We start from the raw sequence: 15,310 nt of genomic DNA, 5'->3' as shown, positions 1-15,310 counted from the left end.
CCGCGAATTCGCAAATTAAACACAGCTCAATTTTGCTGTGTACTAGATTTAAAACTAAAACCGCCAGTTCGCTAAAATAATGGCGAATTTGCGGTTTTAGTTATTAATCTGTGAAGCTCAAGTGCTAATTATGCGTTTGCGTTTTCAAAAATCAACTCAAGTCCGCCTGTAATTAAATGAGCAACCTCGGGTCTTTTAATTTTTTGTGCTTCAAGATGCGCAACTACTTTGTCGAGTAATTCAGGCTCGTTACGGTCTTTTAAAAGTTCTGCAATTTCTACGGATAGCAACCAGTCTTTAGAGTGGTTTTGTTGTACGCTTTCAAAAATAATTTGCAAAGCAGCCTGCGTATCTTTGGTAGTACGAATCATTCGAACTTGTTGGTATAAAACCTCTAAGTCGTCACGTTCTGCTGTGTGTTCTGCTTTAATTGTTGTGCTCGAAGGCATGTGCGTAATCAAATCAAAACTATTGACATCAGCAGGGCCAGAAAAAGCCGAAACGACTTTCTTACCTACTGCCATGTCATAAACGCCCCATTCTGGTTGGAATAAAACCGTTTCACCATGCGTCACCGTACAGTTTTTAAAACGAATCAAGATAATTTCACCTTGTAAGTTTCTAGAACCCGTAACAATTTCACCTTCCACAGTAATTCCGCCTTCAAACTCTAGTTTTACCGTCTTCGATTCTAATATATCGTATGCGCTTAAATCCTTCGGACTCATATCTTCAATAGCCAAATTGATGCCTTCTAGTTTCCCAATCGGACTACCAAAACCTTCAGGATGTGTCAACGTACCGTGACCAACCAACTCTTTTTCGCGTGAAGCGAGAGCCGTTTTCCCGGTAGATTGTATGTAAATTGGTTTGCCTTCGTGCGCAATCACATTGGTGAAAACACCTGAAATTTGCAAGCCTGTACTCAATTCAATAGTTCCTAAAGCAGCCGAATTAATCAATTTCTCAATTCCAGATAAACCACCTGTTCTTAGCGCCATTTTATTAGCAAACTCTTCTAAAACCAAATTCAAATAGGCAAAAGTAGGCGTAACATACAATTGTGGTTGCAGTTTTGTAATGTCAAAACTTTGATACGCTGCTGATATGTCATAAGGAATTTTCTTTACTTCTTGGGTCATGCAATACGCACTTTCGCCAATAGAGGACAGTAATCCCGCACCATAAATCTTAGGGTTTTCAACGCTTCCTATCAAGCCATATTCCACAGTCCACCAGTGCAGGTTGCGTATTTGAGCCATTTCAGATAGTTCTCCCATGTTGTTTTGCAAGTCTTCTACTGCTTTCTCGGCAGCATCAATTGTGGCTTGTGGTGTTCCTTCGGCTTCTTTTACGATTGATAAAAGTCGGATCGCTTCATACATCTCGTAATCTTTACTTGACGAAATCGCTTTGCAACCTATCTCACCAAAACGGCGTAAATATTCGGCATATTCAGGATTGGCAATAATAGGCGCGTGCCCAGCACCCTCATGAATAATATCTGGAGCAGGTGTGTATTCAATATGTTCCAACTGACGAATATCTGATGCTATCACTAGAACGTTATAAGCCTGAAACTCCATAAAAGCATTGGGCGGAATAAAGCCATCCACAGCAACAGCAGCCCAGCCTATTTCGGTCAAAATGCGGTTCATTCCGTACATACTCGGGATGTTATCAATCTCAATTCCGGTTTTTTTCAAGCCATCCAAGTACGAACTGTGCGCAACTTGCGAAAGGTAATCTACGTTTTTACGCATTACATAGCGCCAAACCGCCTGATTAATAGGCGTGTAATCGCTATAATCTTGAGCTTTAATAAATTGCTTTAAATGTTTGGGTAATCGGTCTAATAAGGGATTACTTTCAATGGTTGCATTCATATCGAAAACGTTGTAGTTTAAGATACAAAAGTACGAATTATAGAAGCCATTTCCCGCTTTTCATTACAAGTTTTTGTTCGCCCGTTTGTTTTTCCAAAGTTCCGGCAGGAGCTTCCTCTGGTCGCTCTGCCACAACAGGAAAAAACAAAAAACGGCCGTCACAAAAAGCTTTCCATTGCAATCTGGGCTAGGGGAGTTGTATTTTTAAATATCTAGTAGTTTCTCAATAAATTCAGACTCTTTTTGAGTTTTCATACCATATTGTGTTTCTCTGTTTTTTGGATAAGTTAAGTACAGAAATCGTTCTGCTCTAGTTACAGCTACATAAAAAGCATTTTCTTCGGATTCCAATTCATTTCCTCCTTTTTGAATAGCTCTAAAATCAGGGAAAGCACCTTGTGTCATACCAATTACAAATACAATTGGATACTCTAATCCTTTAACCGAATGAACCGTTCCTAAAGTAATTCCTTTTTGGTTGTTTTCAATATAGGTAATGCCTAGTGCTATTTGTGTTTTGAAATGCGATAGCGTTTTTAATTCAACTTTAGTATTTCTTGAATACGTTTTCCAAAGGTCTCTGAATGAATTAATGTCAAAAAATATTTTATCTAATTCAATAACTGCGTCTTCTTTGACTGCATCTTCTTTTTCTTCGTAAATGGTTTTAATGCTTTTTTCTAAATTATTTAAAGCAGTCGAAAAGTTATTAATTCCTTTGTCTATTAAAGTCCATGCGTCAATTAGTAAATTATAATTGACTTGGCTTTCTTCATTATCAATTACAGCAGATATTTTTTTTAAATTTTCTAAACCACTCTCATTATTTAATAAATCAATTTTTGAAAAACCCAAAATGGATTGAATTTTTGAGTAATGCAATTGGTCTTGGTTGTTTGATAAAATACTTAAACCTAAATCAAATAAAATCATCAATTCACTACCTAAATCGGTAATATCTGTCCCTTTTTTGAAAAAGTAATCTAATTTTTTGCCTTCGTTATTTCTTTTTTTTAGTTCAAAATCAATGGATTGAAATAAAAATTTATTTCTTGCCAAAACGGCTATTTTATCCAAAGTAATTGCTCCTTCAATTTCTTCGAATTCATTTTTTTTACTTAATAGTTCCTCAATTTTATCAATTACCCAATTAGCTTCATCTTTATCGGTTTCAAATGATTTTAATTCAAATAAACCTTCGGGAGTTTCTGGGTCAATTGTAGTCGAATCTGGTTTGATTTTATTGGCAATTTTTAAAACAGCCTTTGATGAACGATAATTGGTTTTTAGTTCTATAGTATCTGCGCCAAAATCTTTCTTAAATAAATCTTTCATGTATTTAATATCAGAGCCGTTAAAATGAAATAATGATTGGTTAATATCTCCAACCATTAAAACATTTTTATGTTCTCCGTTACACAAAAGTTTGATGAATTCATATTGAGCAAAATTCAAATCTTGTGCTTCATCAATCGAAATGTATTTGTATAATCTTCTATAAATTTTTGCAATCGAAGGTCTGTCGGCTAATATTCTATAGGCTAAAAAAATAACATCGTCAAAATCAATTGCATTTTGTTTTTTTAAAAGTTCTTGGTATTCCCAATAAATAAGGCCGTTAATGTCGGGGTTATTAGGAATAGCTTCAATTAAGTTTTTCTTTTTATTGCTAATATAATCTAGAATTTCGTATATAAAATTTCTTCTTTCTTTATCAACTTTATTAAGATAAATGTTTTTTAACTCAATATTACTATCAAAAACATCAATTAAGATTGATTTTCTATCTTCTTCTTTATCAAAAAAATGAGGAACTTCTTTTAATCCAATTGCATAACCTTGTTTATTAATGATTTCTAAACAAAAACTATGAATGGTTCCAATAAAAGCTCGGTCTTGAATATCTGTGACATCTTCAAGCCTTGATTTCATTTCTTCGGCAGCTTTATTTGTAAAAGTTAATGCCAATATATGATAAGTACCTGTTTCCAAAAGTGTTTTAATTCTTTCGGTTAAGACTCTAGTTTTTCCGCTACCAGCACCTGCTAAAACAAGTAATGCTCCGTCTGTATGAAGTTTAACTCTTTCTTGGATATCAGATAATTTATATTTCATTTTATTGTATTTTCAATTCTTTATTGATTAAATCAAATAACTCTTTTATTTTGGTTGGGATATTTTTGTTTTCGAGAAATGTAATGTTTTCTGCAATTTGTTTTGGATATTTTGTTTTATCTCCACTTAAGCAGTCTAATAACGCTCTTTGATTTCCTCCATCTGCATCCAAAGTATAATTGCGAATTATATCGCCAACTCCTTTTTGATCATTAAACTTTTTGATATATTCATCTGGAAAATAATTTTCTCCTTCAATTTCATTTATTGATTTTATTAATTCGGGTGTATAGCCTTCATTTATTAAGTATTTCTCAAAATCATTACCGCCTCCTAAATCAATTAGTTTATTTGTGAAATTATTGCTATTTCCGAATACATTTTTGATTTGATTTTTAACCTGATTTACAGTATCGTGATCAGCGTCACTTAAGATGAACCAAGGGATATTTAAGAATTTTGCAATTGATAAAAATGAAGTGTATTTGTCTTTTCCACCCACACCAATGAAATTTAACCCAAGTTCAAAAGGATGACAATCAAAATATTTCTCTGCAAAGATAGGCAATGCTTGTTCTTCTGTTTCTCCTTCTGACAAAATAATTGCTTTAGCGAAAAGTAATTCTCCTCTAGTGTTCATTACTTCTCGCTTTATCTTTCTGTATTCTTCAGAATTAATCTTTCCCCGTTTACGTTTTAGAATTTGTTTTCTCTTGTTATGGTTATTAATCCTGATTTCTTGATTGTTTGGGTTTAAATCAATTTCTTCAAGTAGAATTCTAATCTCTTCTTCATCGGGGTCACTTATTTCTATCTGACCAATTGTTAACAACCCATTTTCATCCTTATAAAAATGCCTCAAATCGGTTAACTCTGATTGTGCGGCTACAAAAGGCGAGTGAGTACTAATTATTTTTTGTCCATTAATATCCTTTAATTGTTTAAATAAATGCCTTTGTGCATTGGGGTGTAAATGCGATTCGGGTTCTTCAAGGGCAATTATTGGAAAGAATGGGTCTTTTTTATTTTTGTTTTTTTCGTTTTCATTCCAAGATATAAAAGCATTTAAGGTTAAAACCGATGCCCAGCTTCTTGTTCCCATTCCGTGATAGTCTAATGGTAAACTTTCTTTATCTGTGTCTTTAAAATTGATATTTAAATTACGTCCAATGTCTCTTATCTTTTTTGTTATAGGCGTTATTTCTACACCAGTTCCTTGAGAATTTACGGTTTTGCTTAGTTCTAGTAAGGTTGTCCTTAAATGTTCGAGAATAGGGCTTTCTTTGACAATATTCGCATTTAGGATATTTAACTGTTCCTCGATTTCTTTAATTTGAGGTTCATCAAGATTCAATCTTTCGGTTAGTTTTCCAAGGTAAGACGAACGGTCTTTTAAATCTAATTGAATATCTCTTTGAGCATCGATAAAAAACAAAGGAATTGATTCTTTTTTCGAAAATTTCCCAAATGTTTTTGTCTCTTTCCATAAACTTGTCAATTCACCATTTCCATTTATAGAATTAAATTTGTCCCAATCTCGTAATTCTAAAGATTCAAAAGTATATCCTTTTAGTATATCGTAAAATCCTCTTGTTCTAAAACAAACAAATTGTTTGTCAAATTCATCTGTTTTGATTAAACTACCACTGAAATCAATATTAGCCCAGTTTTCTTCAAATTCATCAACTCTTTCGTTAGTTTCAAAGTTGTAAGGAACAATTCTAATATCAATTAAAATCTCTTTGCTATCAGGTTTCTCATTTGAACCATCATCATGAAAATCTTCTTTTGTTAAGCTTCTTCTATCAGCTCCCAAAGCGAGATGTAATGCTTTTAGGAAAGAAGTTTTTCCTGCATTGTTTGCTCCAACAAGCAATGTTGTGGGAGATAAATTTACTTCAACTTCTTTAATTCCTCTAAAGTTTGCTATTCTTACTGTGTCAATTAGTATTGTCATTGATTGATGGTTTATAGTTGCTAATATACCGAATTCAAAGTAAATATTAATTTAATTCATTAACAATAAAAAGATTACGCTTTTTATTTCTTTGTAAGAAGTTTGGTGTTTAATAGGTATTGGAGACAGTAATAAAATATTCAACTGCTTCGGAGGTTTGTGTTTGAGATTATGGTGAAGCTCTTTTTGTATTTCCTTTAATGAATAAAAAAAATCCGCAACATACAGCCGCGGATTTATATAATATCATAAAAACTGAAATCACTCCACTTCAAAAAGCAATACTTGCGTTTTCTGTTTGTCTGAAAAATTATTATCAGATACAAAAAGGATAGATTGTTTGCCATTGGCTAGTTTTGGGCCAAAAGTAATTCCTTCAATATTATCAGTAAATATTCCCAAGTCATCCATGTTTAATACTAGCTTTTTACTAGCTAATTGTACGCCTTCATTTTGCAATGATGCAATATCCTTTACGTTGGTTGCATTGGTTAAATCACACAAATAAACTTTAATAGTGCACGCTTGTTTCCCTACCGAATAAGAACGTTCTACAATAAGCAGTTGATTTTTATCATAATATTGAATCGTTGAGATTCCGTTTACGGCAAAACCAGTATGTGGGTTGGGTTCGTGTGCAATAGGATCGAGTAGGTAGCCGTATTGTGCGGTATTTTTACGCGTTTTAGTGTCAAATTCAAATAGACGAATCATACCTCCTTTGGTGGTAGTAGCTTCTTGATCGTCTTCGTATAGCGGTTCTTCTACATTTGTATACAGTTTGCTAAAGTCTGAATTAAAAGTGATTCCTTCTAGAACACCATTGCTACGTGGGCCTTTTTCCTCTTTTTGCATGTTGAGGTTTTTGGGCAAACTAAAGTCATTTATATAACTTCCGTTTAGGAAAGCCGTTTGCAACGATGGATTCTGGATAACCGTAAAATCTTTGGCAATCACACGTGCGCCTTCGCTACTCCAAACCACCGATTTTGTTTTTGGGTTGTAACGCATTTCCTCAGGGTCAATAGAGCTATCAGGGTATTTTTCCCAATTACTATATTTTGCGCCAGCAGCATTTTTTAAAGAGACTACATCTTGAAAAGTAATTTTTTTGATCGTATCGGCATCAAGCTGAATTTTGGCAGTATAAAAACGGGCGTCATTGTAAACCGCTCGATCATCACAAATGAAATAGTACAAATCATTTTTAGAATCATAATCAATACTTGATAATCCGCCTACAACAGTGTTTTTGAACTCTTGATTAAAAGGAACTTCAATAGCGTTAACAAATTTTAGTTTTGGATTCGGGTTGACAGTGTTTGTAACTTTAAGGCTCGAGCATGAAAAAAAATTAAGAGATAAAAGGGTAAGATATACTAATTTGCGCATGGCGTTTATTTTGAATTTAATAGATCGCCATTTTGCGAGGCATCTCTAAAGTAATTGATTTTATAATTGAACATTTCAGCCATGTTCTTGGCGCGCATTTTAGCCTCGTCAGCAATAGGACCTTCGAATAAAGTATCTACCGTCGCTACAAAAATTTCCATCCAGCGGTCAAAATGTTCTTTGTCAACAGGTAAATGTTTGTGTGGCGGAAAAGGGCTTCCGGAGTACGAGTGAACTTCGAGCAAAATAGTTTGCCAAAAGCGATACATTTTTTCCAAATGTTCTGGCCAGCGATTGCCTATTTTTCCATTAAATATGGGGCCTATGAAAGCATCTTTTTGAACGGTGGAGTAAAAGCTGTCTACCAATAATTTAATATCATCAAGGGTAGTTATGTCTGTTTTTGTTGTCATAATAGGGTATAAAAAAAGCCTACGCAAAGGTAGGCCATTTCTATAAGATACGGGTTGTGTTTTTAGTTTTTTGGTGGAAATTGTGCCATAATCTTAGCTACAAAATCATTGATAACGGCTTCTTTTTTGTCTCTGTTTTGAGTCAAATTACCAACACCTTCACCTTCCCAAATTAATTCTTTCTTCTTAGCATCGATCAAATCAATGAACAAAGTGCCTTCGGTAGATGAACTTACAAAATTACGTCCTCCCCACATGTACGGATTCCAGCCAAATCCCCAACCGTAGCCAAAACCAGCATTAAATTGATTGACTTCCAGTTTTTCTCTCTCTTTAGTCATAATGTTGATTAACAAATCAGGGTTCTCACTTTTGGTCATTCCCATTTTACTTAATTCAGCGTCAATGGCGCGAAGAATTCTTTTTTTGTCAAACTCAGAGATTTGTACTTTGTCTATACCGTTTTTGTGAAAGGCATAGGTTTTATATTGTGTAAAATCGACATTTTTGTCATAATCTGCGTTTACTCTCACAGTGCTACAAGCACCTAATATGAATAGTAAAAGTACGGGTATAAGTTTTATTGCTTTCATGATATGGGTTTTTAATTACTATATTGTGTTTTAAGATAGATTCCGTTTTAAAAATTTAATAAACTATCGTCAACTATATTAGGGATGGTCACTTTTAATAAAGGTTGCGTTTCCATGGCTCTTTTTATAGCAAAAATAGCGCCTTCATTTCGTGCCCAACTTCTTCTTGATATTCCGTTATTTACATCCCAGAAAAGCATTGAAGCTAAGCGTCTTGAAGCTTCTTTAGAACCATCAAGAACCATACCAAAACCACCGTTAATTACCTCTCCCCAGCCAACACCTCCACCATTGTGAATTGAAACCCAGGTTGCACCACGAAAACTATCACCTATCACGTTTTGGATTGCCATATCAGCGGTAAAACGAGATCCGTCATATATATTAGAGGTTTCTCTATAGGGAGAATCGGTTCCAGAAACATCGTGGTGGTCTCTACCTAACACTACCGTACCTATATCGCCTTTGGCAATAGCCTGATTAAAAGCTTCGGCAATTTTCACTCGACCTTCGGCATCAGCATATAGTATTCGAGCTTGAGAGCCTACTACTAGTTTATTGGCTTGCGCTCCTTTGATCCAAGTGATGTTATCCTGCATTTGTTGCTGAATTTCAATTGGGGCAGTTTTTGCCATTTCTTCAAGAACGGCGCAAGCAATATCATCTGTTTTTTGTAAATCTTCGGGTTTTCCAGAGGCGCAAACCCATCTAAAAGGACCAAATCCATAATCAAAACACATGGGTCCCATGATGTCTTGAACATAGCTAGGGTATCTAAAATCAATATTATTTTCGGCCATAATTGCCGCACCAGCTCGAGAAGCTTCTAATAAAAAAGCGTTTCCGTAATCAAAGAAATAAGTTCCTTTGGCGGTGTGTTTATTGATGGCATCCGTATGACGGCGCAAGGTTTCTTGTACTTTTTGTTTGAATAATTCAGGGTCCTCGGCCATCATAACATTAGCTTCTTCAAAACTAAGACCGGTAGGGTAGTACCCACCAGCCCAAGGATTATGAAGTGATGTTTGGTCACTACCCAAGTCGATCTGGATGTTTTCTTGGTCAAATTTCTCCCAAACGTCTACTACATTTCCAAGATAAGCGATGGATACCACTTCATTATTGGCTTTCGCCAAAGCGACTCTGCTCACCAGTTGGTCTAAGTTTTCAATGACTTCGTTAATCCAGCCTTGGCTGTGGCGTATGTGTGTTATTTTTGGGTTTACCTCGGCGCAAACAGTGATGCAGCCTGCAATATTACCCGCTTTGGGTTGGGCACCGCTCATGCCTCCTAAACCTGAAGTAACAAATAATCCGCCTGCTGTTGTTTTTTGTATTTTTCTAAAACCATTTAAAACGGTAATTGTTGTACCGTGTACAATTCCTTGAGGACCTATGTACATATAACTTCCGGCAGTCATTTGTCCATATTGGGATACGCCTAGTGCGTTCATTTTTTCCCAATCATCGGGTTGCGAATAATTAGGAATAACCATTCCGTTTGTGACCACCACTCTTGGCGCTTCTTTGTGCGATGGGAACAATCCCATTGGGTGACCAGAATACATTGTTAAGGTTTGGTCTTCTGTCATTTCAGACAAGTATTGCATGGTCAATAAGTACTGAGCCCAGTTTTGAAACACAGCACCATTGCCTCCATAAGTAATTAGCTCATGTGGGTGTTGCGCTACGGCATAGTCCAGATTGTTCTGAATCATTAACATAATGGCTTTGGCTTGCTCGCATTTTCCAGGATATTCTGCTATGGGACGCGCACGCATTTCGTAATCAGGACGCAGGCGGTACATATAAATGCGACCATAAGTGTCAAGTTCGGCTTTAAATTCAGGTAATAGCACTGCGTGATCCTTCGCATCAAAATAACGGAGCGCATTGCGTAAGGCTAATTTTTTTTCGTCAACAGTCAAAATTTCTTTTCGTTTGGGCGCATGATTGATGTTGGCCTCAAACGGTTTTGGCTCTGGTAATATAGTAGGAATTCCTTGTTGGATTTGTTCTTTAAAAGTCATCTTCAAATTTTATTCGTTAAATAGGTGAGTTGATTAATCGATACTAACTGGCGTACAAATCACTAAGGATAACGAATATCCGACCGATGATAGGATTTGTAGATTTTAATCCTGTATTGTTGAGAACAGATATCCATATTTATGGTTGGGTTAATTGATTGGCAAAAATGAAGTATTGCTTACTTCTTGATTGTTCCTGTTTTTTTGTCAAAACCATAGGGGCAATGACGGCAACCACTTTTACAGCAATAACCTCTTTTTAAGTGGTGTTTTTCGGTGAAGCATTTATAACCTTCGGGGGTGTAGTAAAAATCTTCTCCTTCTATTAATTTATTTTCATTACTTTGCTCCAGCATATTTTGGTTGTATTGTAAATTGTAGTTTTTTGGCGGTTTATTCTAATTTTTAAAAGAAGCGGTTAATTATCTTTTTCATTAAAAAGCACCATTATATAGTTACAAATTTATAAATTTTATAATCAATGTTTTTAATTGTTACCAAATATTTAATACCTAAAGGATTTCGTGGATTAACCGCATTTCCATTTGTGTTTGTAAAATATGCGGTGGATAAGGATAATAAAATTTTTGTAAACCACGAAAAAATACATTTGCGCCAACAAATAGAGTTGTTAGTATTGCCTTTTTTTATCTGGTATTTTTTAGAATACTTAATTCGGTTGTTGCAATATCGGGATCGGAATACAGCGTATCGAAATATTAGTTTTGAACGGGAAGCTTACGCAAATGAATCAAACATGCAGTACTTACAGCAGCGTAGTTTTTATTCTTTTTTAAGGTATTTGGTAGTAGCAGCGCTTTAAATTAAAAACTTCCTTTTTTTTCTAACAAAACTAGCTATGTTCTAGAACTAGGAAACAAATCCTTTTTGGGGTATTTTTTATTGTAAAACCATTCTAAAATTAATAACTGTCCTATTTTTTGCTTTGTAGAGTGATCCGTTTTTGGACTCATTTGGCATTGTATTTCGTTTTAAAATAGTAAGAAAATTTACCAAATTTAATTAAAAAGATGTATTTTGTCGATATAAAGTGTAATTAATCGTGTTTTTTTAATTTTGGAAAAACTATTCTTTGTAGTTTTGTAAAGCAAGAAAACAGAATTCTAATACTTTGATTATCAGATAGAGATTAAAAGTTTGAATTTTTAATAGAATGCAGCAATTAAAAAAACAACCGTTAACTTAATTTCACTATTTATGAACACAAAACTACTAAAACACAGCTTTATTATTGTTTCTGGAATTTTATTCATCAATAAAACAGAAGCACAAATGTTTATCAGCCCAAACAGTTCTGTTTATGTAAGTAACGAAGTTGTTTTTATAAAAAAAGAACTGGAATTGAATGCTGCGAGTAGCGATTTTTATTTAAGGAAAGATGCACAATTATTACAAGGTTCAGCTGTTGCTAGTGCCAATAAGGGATTAGGTAAATTATCTGTATATCAAGAAGGATCTGTAAATAATTTTCAATACAACTACTGGTGTTCTCCGGTAGGAGGTGCTGTAGGAACAACAGGTAATTCGCCTTTTGGTGTGACACAACTTATGGATGTTGCAACAAGTACAACTAGTAACGCACCTACTATTTTGGCTTCAAGTAATTATAATGGGACCGCTTCGCCATTGGCAATAGCTCCTTATTGGATTTGGAAACTACCAGGCAGTGCTCCAAGTTGGGTTTTTGTTGGAGCTGGAAATACATTGAATGCAGGGGAAGGTTTTACTATGAAAGGGACTGCAGGAACAAATGCTACCACTGTTGACGGTGTGCAAAATAATGCAGGAAGCAAACAAAGATATGACTTTAGAGGAAAACCAAATGATGGTACAATTGCTATTCCAGTTGCTGTAGGGCAATATACTTTGACGGGTAATCCGTATCCATCGGCGATTGATTTGTCGGCATTTTTAGTAAGTGCAACAAATTCTACAGGTATCGCCTATTTTTGGGAACAAGATAAAACCGTTAATTCGCACTACATAGCAGATTATAAGGGAGGTTATGGGGCTTATTCTCCTTTGGGAGGATCAGGAAACGGTGTGTATACTCCAGCTACTTTTTATTCGTACGATGGGTCTGGAAATCAGGTTACAACGACTGGTACAGGTGGGACTTACGAAAGACGTTTTTCGCCAATAGGGCAAGGGTTTATGATCGAAGGAACTGTTGCTGGTAGTGTGAGCATGCAAAATATTTTTAGAGTTTTTGTAAAAGAAGGTACGGCAAATTTGTCTAATTTTGAAAAAATGGCTACTAATTCTAAAACTAATAAAAGTAATTTTTTAGCCAAAATCCCATCTGTTTCGGGTTATGATTATACTACAGTAAATACAACTCCAGCGCCTCAAATACGTTTGAACGCCTTGTTGAACGGAAAAGGAGTTCGTCAAATAGTACTTGCTTTTGTACCTGATGCAACTGACGGGATTGACGCTGCCATGGACGCTGCTTCTACTAGTGATAATGCGGAGGCTGATATGTATTTTGTTCTGGATAAAAAAGAGTTTGTAATCGATGCAGTGAAGTTTGATATTGATAAAAAAATACCATTGGGATTCAAAAACACTAAATCGGCTAATTATAAAATCTCAGTTAAAGAAATAATTAATTTCACAGAATCAGATAAAGTGTACTTACACGATAAAGTAGCAAATACTTATGTGGATATAAAAGACAGCTTTTATGAGTTGATTTTGCCTGCAGGAGTGAACAATTCTCAGTTTGAAATCACGTTTAAAGGTGGAGCAACACTAGGAGTTGATGCGGTTAAAAATGAATCTTTTTTAATGTACATAAACAATACAGTTAAAAACTTAACAATAAGTAATCCATTACAAAAAGAGCTAGTTTCTTGTAGTTTGTATGATATTCTAGGTAAATTAATTTTCACTAAAAAAGATTTAGGATCAGAGACCAATTATAGTTTTTCTACATCTAATCTTAGTGACGGTATTTATATCGCGAAATTAACTACTAATGAAAATACAGGTTTCAGTCAAAAAATCATTGTCAAAAATTAATTTTATACCTGTTTGTTCTCAAAAATGCAATCCTGTACCGATTGCATTTTTTTGTTAGAAGCCATACCTTTGACAAAAAAAGTTTGAATCAACTATTAACAATACCGCTTCCTAATTCCATTTCGGTAACTATAAAACGGGAGGATTTAATGCATCCGTTTGTATCAGGAAACAAATTTAGAAAACTAAAGTATAATTTGCTTCAAGCGAAAATAGAGCATAAAACAACCTTACTCACTTTTGGAGGAGCTTATTCGAATCATATTGCCGCAGTAGCTTTTGCAGGGCAAGAGAATGGTTTTAAGACTATTGGCGTGATTCGCGGTGATGAGGTGGTAGATAAAATTGCTAGCAACCCTACCTTGCAATTTGCACAAAATTGCGGAATGGAGTTTAAATTTGTTTCAAGAGAAGATTATCGTAATAAGCAAGAAATATCATTTTTAGAAAATTTAAAAACGACCTACGGCAATTTCTACCTGATACCAGAAGGAGGTACAAATGAGTTAGCTGTAAAAGGCTGTCAAGAGATTTTAACAGTTGAAGATCAGCAATTTGATTACATTTGTACAGCAGTAGGGACTGGTGGAACTATCTCGGGTTTAATAAATAGTGCACTGTCACATCAAAAAGTTTTAGGATTTCCAGCTTTGAAAGGCGACTTTTTACAAGATGAAATTCGTATTTTTGCAAAGCAGGAAAATTGGGAACTGGTAACAGACTATCATTTTGGTGGGTACGGGAAAGTAAATGAAGCATTAATTGCTTTTATCAACCAGTTTTTTCAGGAAAATAAAATACCATTAGATCCTATATATACTGGAAAGATGGTTTTTGGCGTTATGAATAGAATTGCAACGGGTTATTTTCCTCCAAAATCGAAAATTTTATTGATTCATACTGGAGGAATTCAAGGAATTCAAGGAATGAATTTGAAGTTAAAAAACAAAAAATTACCAACAATAGATATCCATGTTTAAAAAAATCTTGTTTCTTTTTATAATTGTAACTTTGATTAGCTGTAACGCTACAAAATCACCAATTGTAACGTCTAAAAAAGCACCTACAACTAAAAAACCAGTTGCAAATACGTATAGAAAAAAGGTAGTGGCGAAGCCTGTTCCAATAAAAAGAAACAGTCAAAGCAGTGCAGATCAAGATGACGAGGTTATCGAGTCTACGTCACGAACAGTGGTCTCGAATGATGTTATAGGAAGTTATGTGGCACAATATAAAAATATTGCCATGAGCAATATGAAAACCTACGGTATTCCTGCGAGTATTATTTTGGCACAAGGGATTTTAGAATCGGGTGCTGGTAGGGGCGACTTAGCCCAAACAGCAAACAATCATTTTGGTATAAAATGCCATGCCGGATGGACAGGAGATAGCGTACGTCATGACGATGATGCCAGTCAAGAATGTTTTAGAAAATACAATGAAGCCGCTGAATCCTATCGAGATCATGCTTTGTTTTTAACAGGCAGAAGCCGCTATGCTAGCTTATTTAATTTATCCAAATCAGATTATCAAGCTTGGGCAAATGGATTGCGCAGTGCCGGTTATGCTACAGATCCTCGATATCCTCAAAAATTGATCTCTTATATTGAACGCTATGATTTAGGGCAATATGATGCGCTTGTTTTAGGGAATCGATACATACCTACAGAAAACAATACGGGAACAAGAACAGTCGTTGCTAATGCGGTTTATGATCCCAATAGAAGTTATCACGAGGTTCAAAAAGGCGACACTTTATATTCTATTTCTAAAAAGTATAACGTTCTAATTACCGACTTAAAAATAAAAAATAACCTGTCAGAAAACACCATTTCAATTGGTCAAAAATTGATAGTAAACTAAATTTTCACCCTTACAA

Annotated in this window: 12 protein-coding genes; 4 read left to right on the top strand and 8 right to left on the bottom strand. The window is 34.9% G+C overall.

The window, feature by feature from the left end:
* Nucleotides 1-128: 128 nt before the first annotated feature.
* From H8R24_RS00655 to H8R24_RS00620, 8 genes are all read right to left on the bottom strand, one after another.
* Nucleotides 129-1,886 carry an aromatic amino acid hydroxylase gene (locus tag H8R24_RS00655; RefSeq protein WP_187016650.1) on the bottom strand — a complete coding sequence of 586 codons (1,758 nt, stop codon included), beginning with the start codon at nucleotides 1,884-1,886 and terminating at the stop codon, nucleotides 129-131.
* A 204-nt stretch (nucleotides 1,887-2,090) separates the two neighbouring features.
* Nucleotides 2,091-4,001: an ATP-dependent helicase gene (locus H8R24_RS00650; protein ID WP_187016649.1), complete on the bottom strand. Its 1,911-nt coding sequence runs from the start codon at nucleotides 3,999-4,001 to the stop codon at nucleotides 2,091-2,093.
* 1 nt (nucleotide 4,002) lies between these two features.
* Nucleotides 4,003-5,958, bottom strand: coding sequence for an AAA family ATPase (locus H8R24_RS00645; protein ID WP_187016648.1), 1,956 nt, complete (start codon nucleotides 5,956-5,958; stop codon nucleotides 4,003-4,005).
* A 261-nt stretch (nucleotides 5,959-6,219) separates the two neighbouring features.
* Nucleotides 6,220-7,350 (bottom strand): esterase-like activity of phytase family protein, encoded by a 1,131-nt coding sequence (locus tag H8R24_RS00640; protein WP_187016647.1) that lies wholly within the window; start codon nucleotides 7,348-7,350, stop codon nucleotides 6,220-6,222.
* Nucleotides 7,351-7,355: 5 nt separating this feature from the next.
* A complete protein-coding gene (locus H8R24_RS00635; protein ID WP_187016646.1) occupies nucleotides 7,356-7,763 on the bottom strand; it encodes a group III truncated hemoglobin in 408 nt (135 codons plus the stop codon).
* 62 nt (nucleotides 7,764-7,825) lie between these two features.
* A complete protein-coding gene (locus H8R24_RS00630) occupies nucleotides 7,826-8,356 on the bottom strand; it encodes a DUF4136 domain-containing protein (protein WP_187016645.1) in 531 nt (176 codons plus the stop codon).
* Nucleotides 8,357-8,403: 47 nt separating this feature from the next.
* Entirely contained in the window at nucleotides 8,404-10,386 is a 1,983-nt protein-coding gene (locus H8R24_RS00625) for a urocanate hydratase (RefSeq protein ID WP_187016644.1), read from the bottom strand.
* Nucleotides 10,387-10,565: 179 nt separating this feature from the next.
* Complete coding sequence (locus tag H8R24_RS00620) at nucleotides 10,566-10,742, bottom strand: DUF5522 domain-containing protein (protein WP_187016643.1); 177 nt, start codon at nucleotides 10,740-10,742, stop codon at nucleotides 10,566-10,568.
* A gap of 125 nt (nucleotides 10,743-10,867) precedes the next feature.
* On the opposite strand from H8R24_RS00620, the gene H8R24_RS00615 reads away from it, so the two are divergent.
* From H8R24_RS00615 to H8R24_RS00600, 4 genes are all read left to right on the top strand, one after another.
* Complete coding sequence (locus H8R24_RS00615) at nucleotides 10,868-11,209, top strand: hypothetical protein (protein WP_187016642.1); 342 nt, start codon at nucleotides 10,868-10,870, stop codon at nucleotides 11,207-11,209.
* Between the two features lie 395 nt (nucleotides 11,210-11,604).
* Nucleotides 11,605-13,431: a T9SS type A sorting domain-containing protein gene (locus H8R24_RS00610; RefSeq protein ID WP_187016641.1), complete on the top strand. Its 1,827-nt coding sequence runs from the start codon at nucleotides 11,605-11,607 to the stop codon at nucleotides 13,429-13,431.
* An 83-nt stretch (nucleotides 13,432-13,514) separates the two neighbouring features.
* Entirely contained in the window at nucleotides 13,515-14,411 is an 897-nt protein-coding gene (locus H8R24_RS00605) for a 1-aminocyclopropane-1-carboxylate deaminase/D-cysteine desulfhydrase (RefSeq protein WP_187016640.1), read from the top strand.
* Nucleotides 14,404-15,294 carry a glucosaminidase domain-containing protein gene (locus H8R24_RS00600; RefSeq protein WP_187016639.1) on the top strand — a complete coding sequence of 297 codons (891 nt, stop codon included), beginning with the start codon at nucleotides 14,404-14,406 and terminating at the stop codon, nucleotides 15,292-15,294. The genes H8R24_RS00605 and H8R24_RS00600 overlap by 8 nt, the downstream gene beginning before the upstream one ends.
* Nucleotides 15,295-15,310 lie beyond the last annotated feature (16 nt).

This window comes from Flavobacterium muglaense (assembly GCF_014305155.1).
Lineage (GTDB): Bacteria > Bacteroidota > Bacteroidia > Flavobacteriales > Flavobacteriaceae > Flavobacterium > Flavobacterium muglaense.
This window is presented reverse-complemented; position numbering and strand designations above follow the sequence as displayed.

What these genes read in the sequence shown, in the direction of transcription:
- H8R24_RS00625 (WP_187016644.1), bottom strand. Translation starts at nt 10,386, where the DNA reads ATGACTTTTAAAGAACAAATCCAACAAGGAATTCCTACTATATTACCA.
- H8R24_RS00635 (WP_187016646.1), bottom strand. Translation starts at nt 7,763, where the DNA reads ATGACAACAAAAACAGACATAACTACCCTTGATGATATTAAATTATTG.
- H8R24_RS00645 (WP_187016648.1), bottom strand. Translation starts at nt 5,958, where the DNA reads ATGACAATACTAATTGACACAGTAAGAATAGCAAACTTTAGAGGAATT.
- H8R24_RS00630 (WP_187016645.1), bottom strand. Translation starts at nt 8,356, where the DNA reads ATGAAAGCAATAAAACTTATACCCGTACTTTTACTATTCATATTAGGT.
- H8R24_RS00615 (WP_187016642.1), top strand. Translation starts at nt 10,868, where the DNA reads ATGTTTTTAATTGTTACCAAATATTTAATACCTAAAGGATTTCGTGGA.
- H8R24_RS00600 (WP_187016639.1), top strand. Translation starts at nt 14,404, where the DNA reads ATGTTTAAAAAAATCTTGTTTCTTTTTATAATTGTAACTTTGATTAGC.
- H8R24_RS00610 (WP_187016641.1), top strand. Translation starts at nt 11,605, where the DNA reads ATGAACACAAAACTACTAAAACACAGCTTTATTATTGTTTCTGGAATT.
- H8R24_RS00650 (WP_187016649.1), bottom strand. Translation starts at nt 4,001, where the DNA reads ATGAAATATAAATTATCTGATATCCAAGAAAGAGTTAAACTTCATACA.
- H8R24_RS00655 (WP_187016650.1), bottom strand. Translation starts at nt 1,886, where the DNA reads ATGAATGCAACCATTGAAAGTAATCCCTTATTAGACCGATTACCCAAA.
- H8R24_RS00620 (WP_187016643.1), bottom strand. Translation starts at nt 10,742, where the DNA reads ATGCTGGAGCAAAGTAATGAAAATAAATTAATAGAAGGAGAAGATTTT.
- H8R24_RS00640 (WP_187016647.1), bottom strand. Translation starts at nt 7,350, where the DNA reads ATGCGCAAATTAGTATATCTTACCCTTTTATCTCTTAATTTTTTTTCA.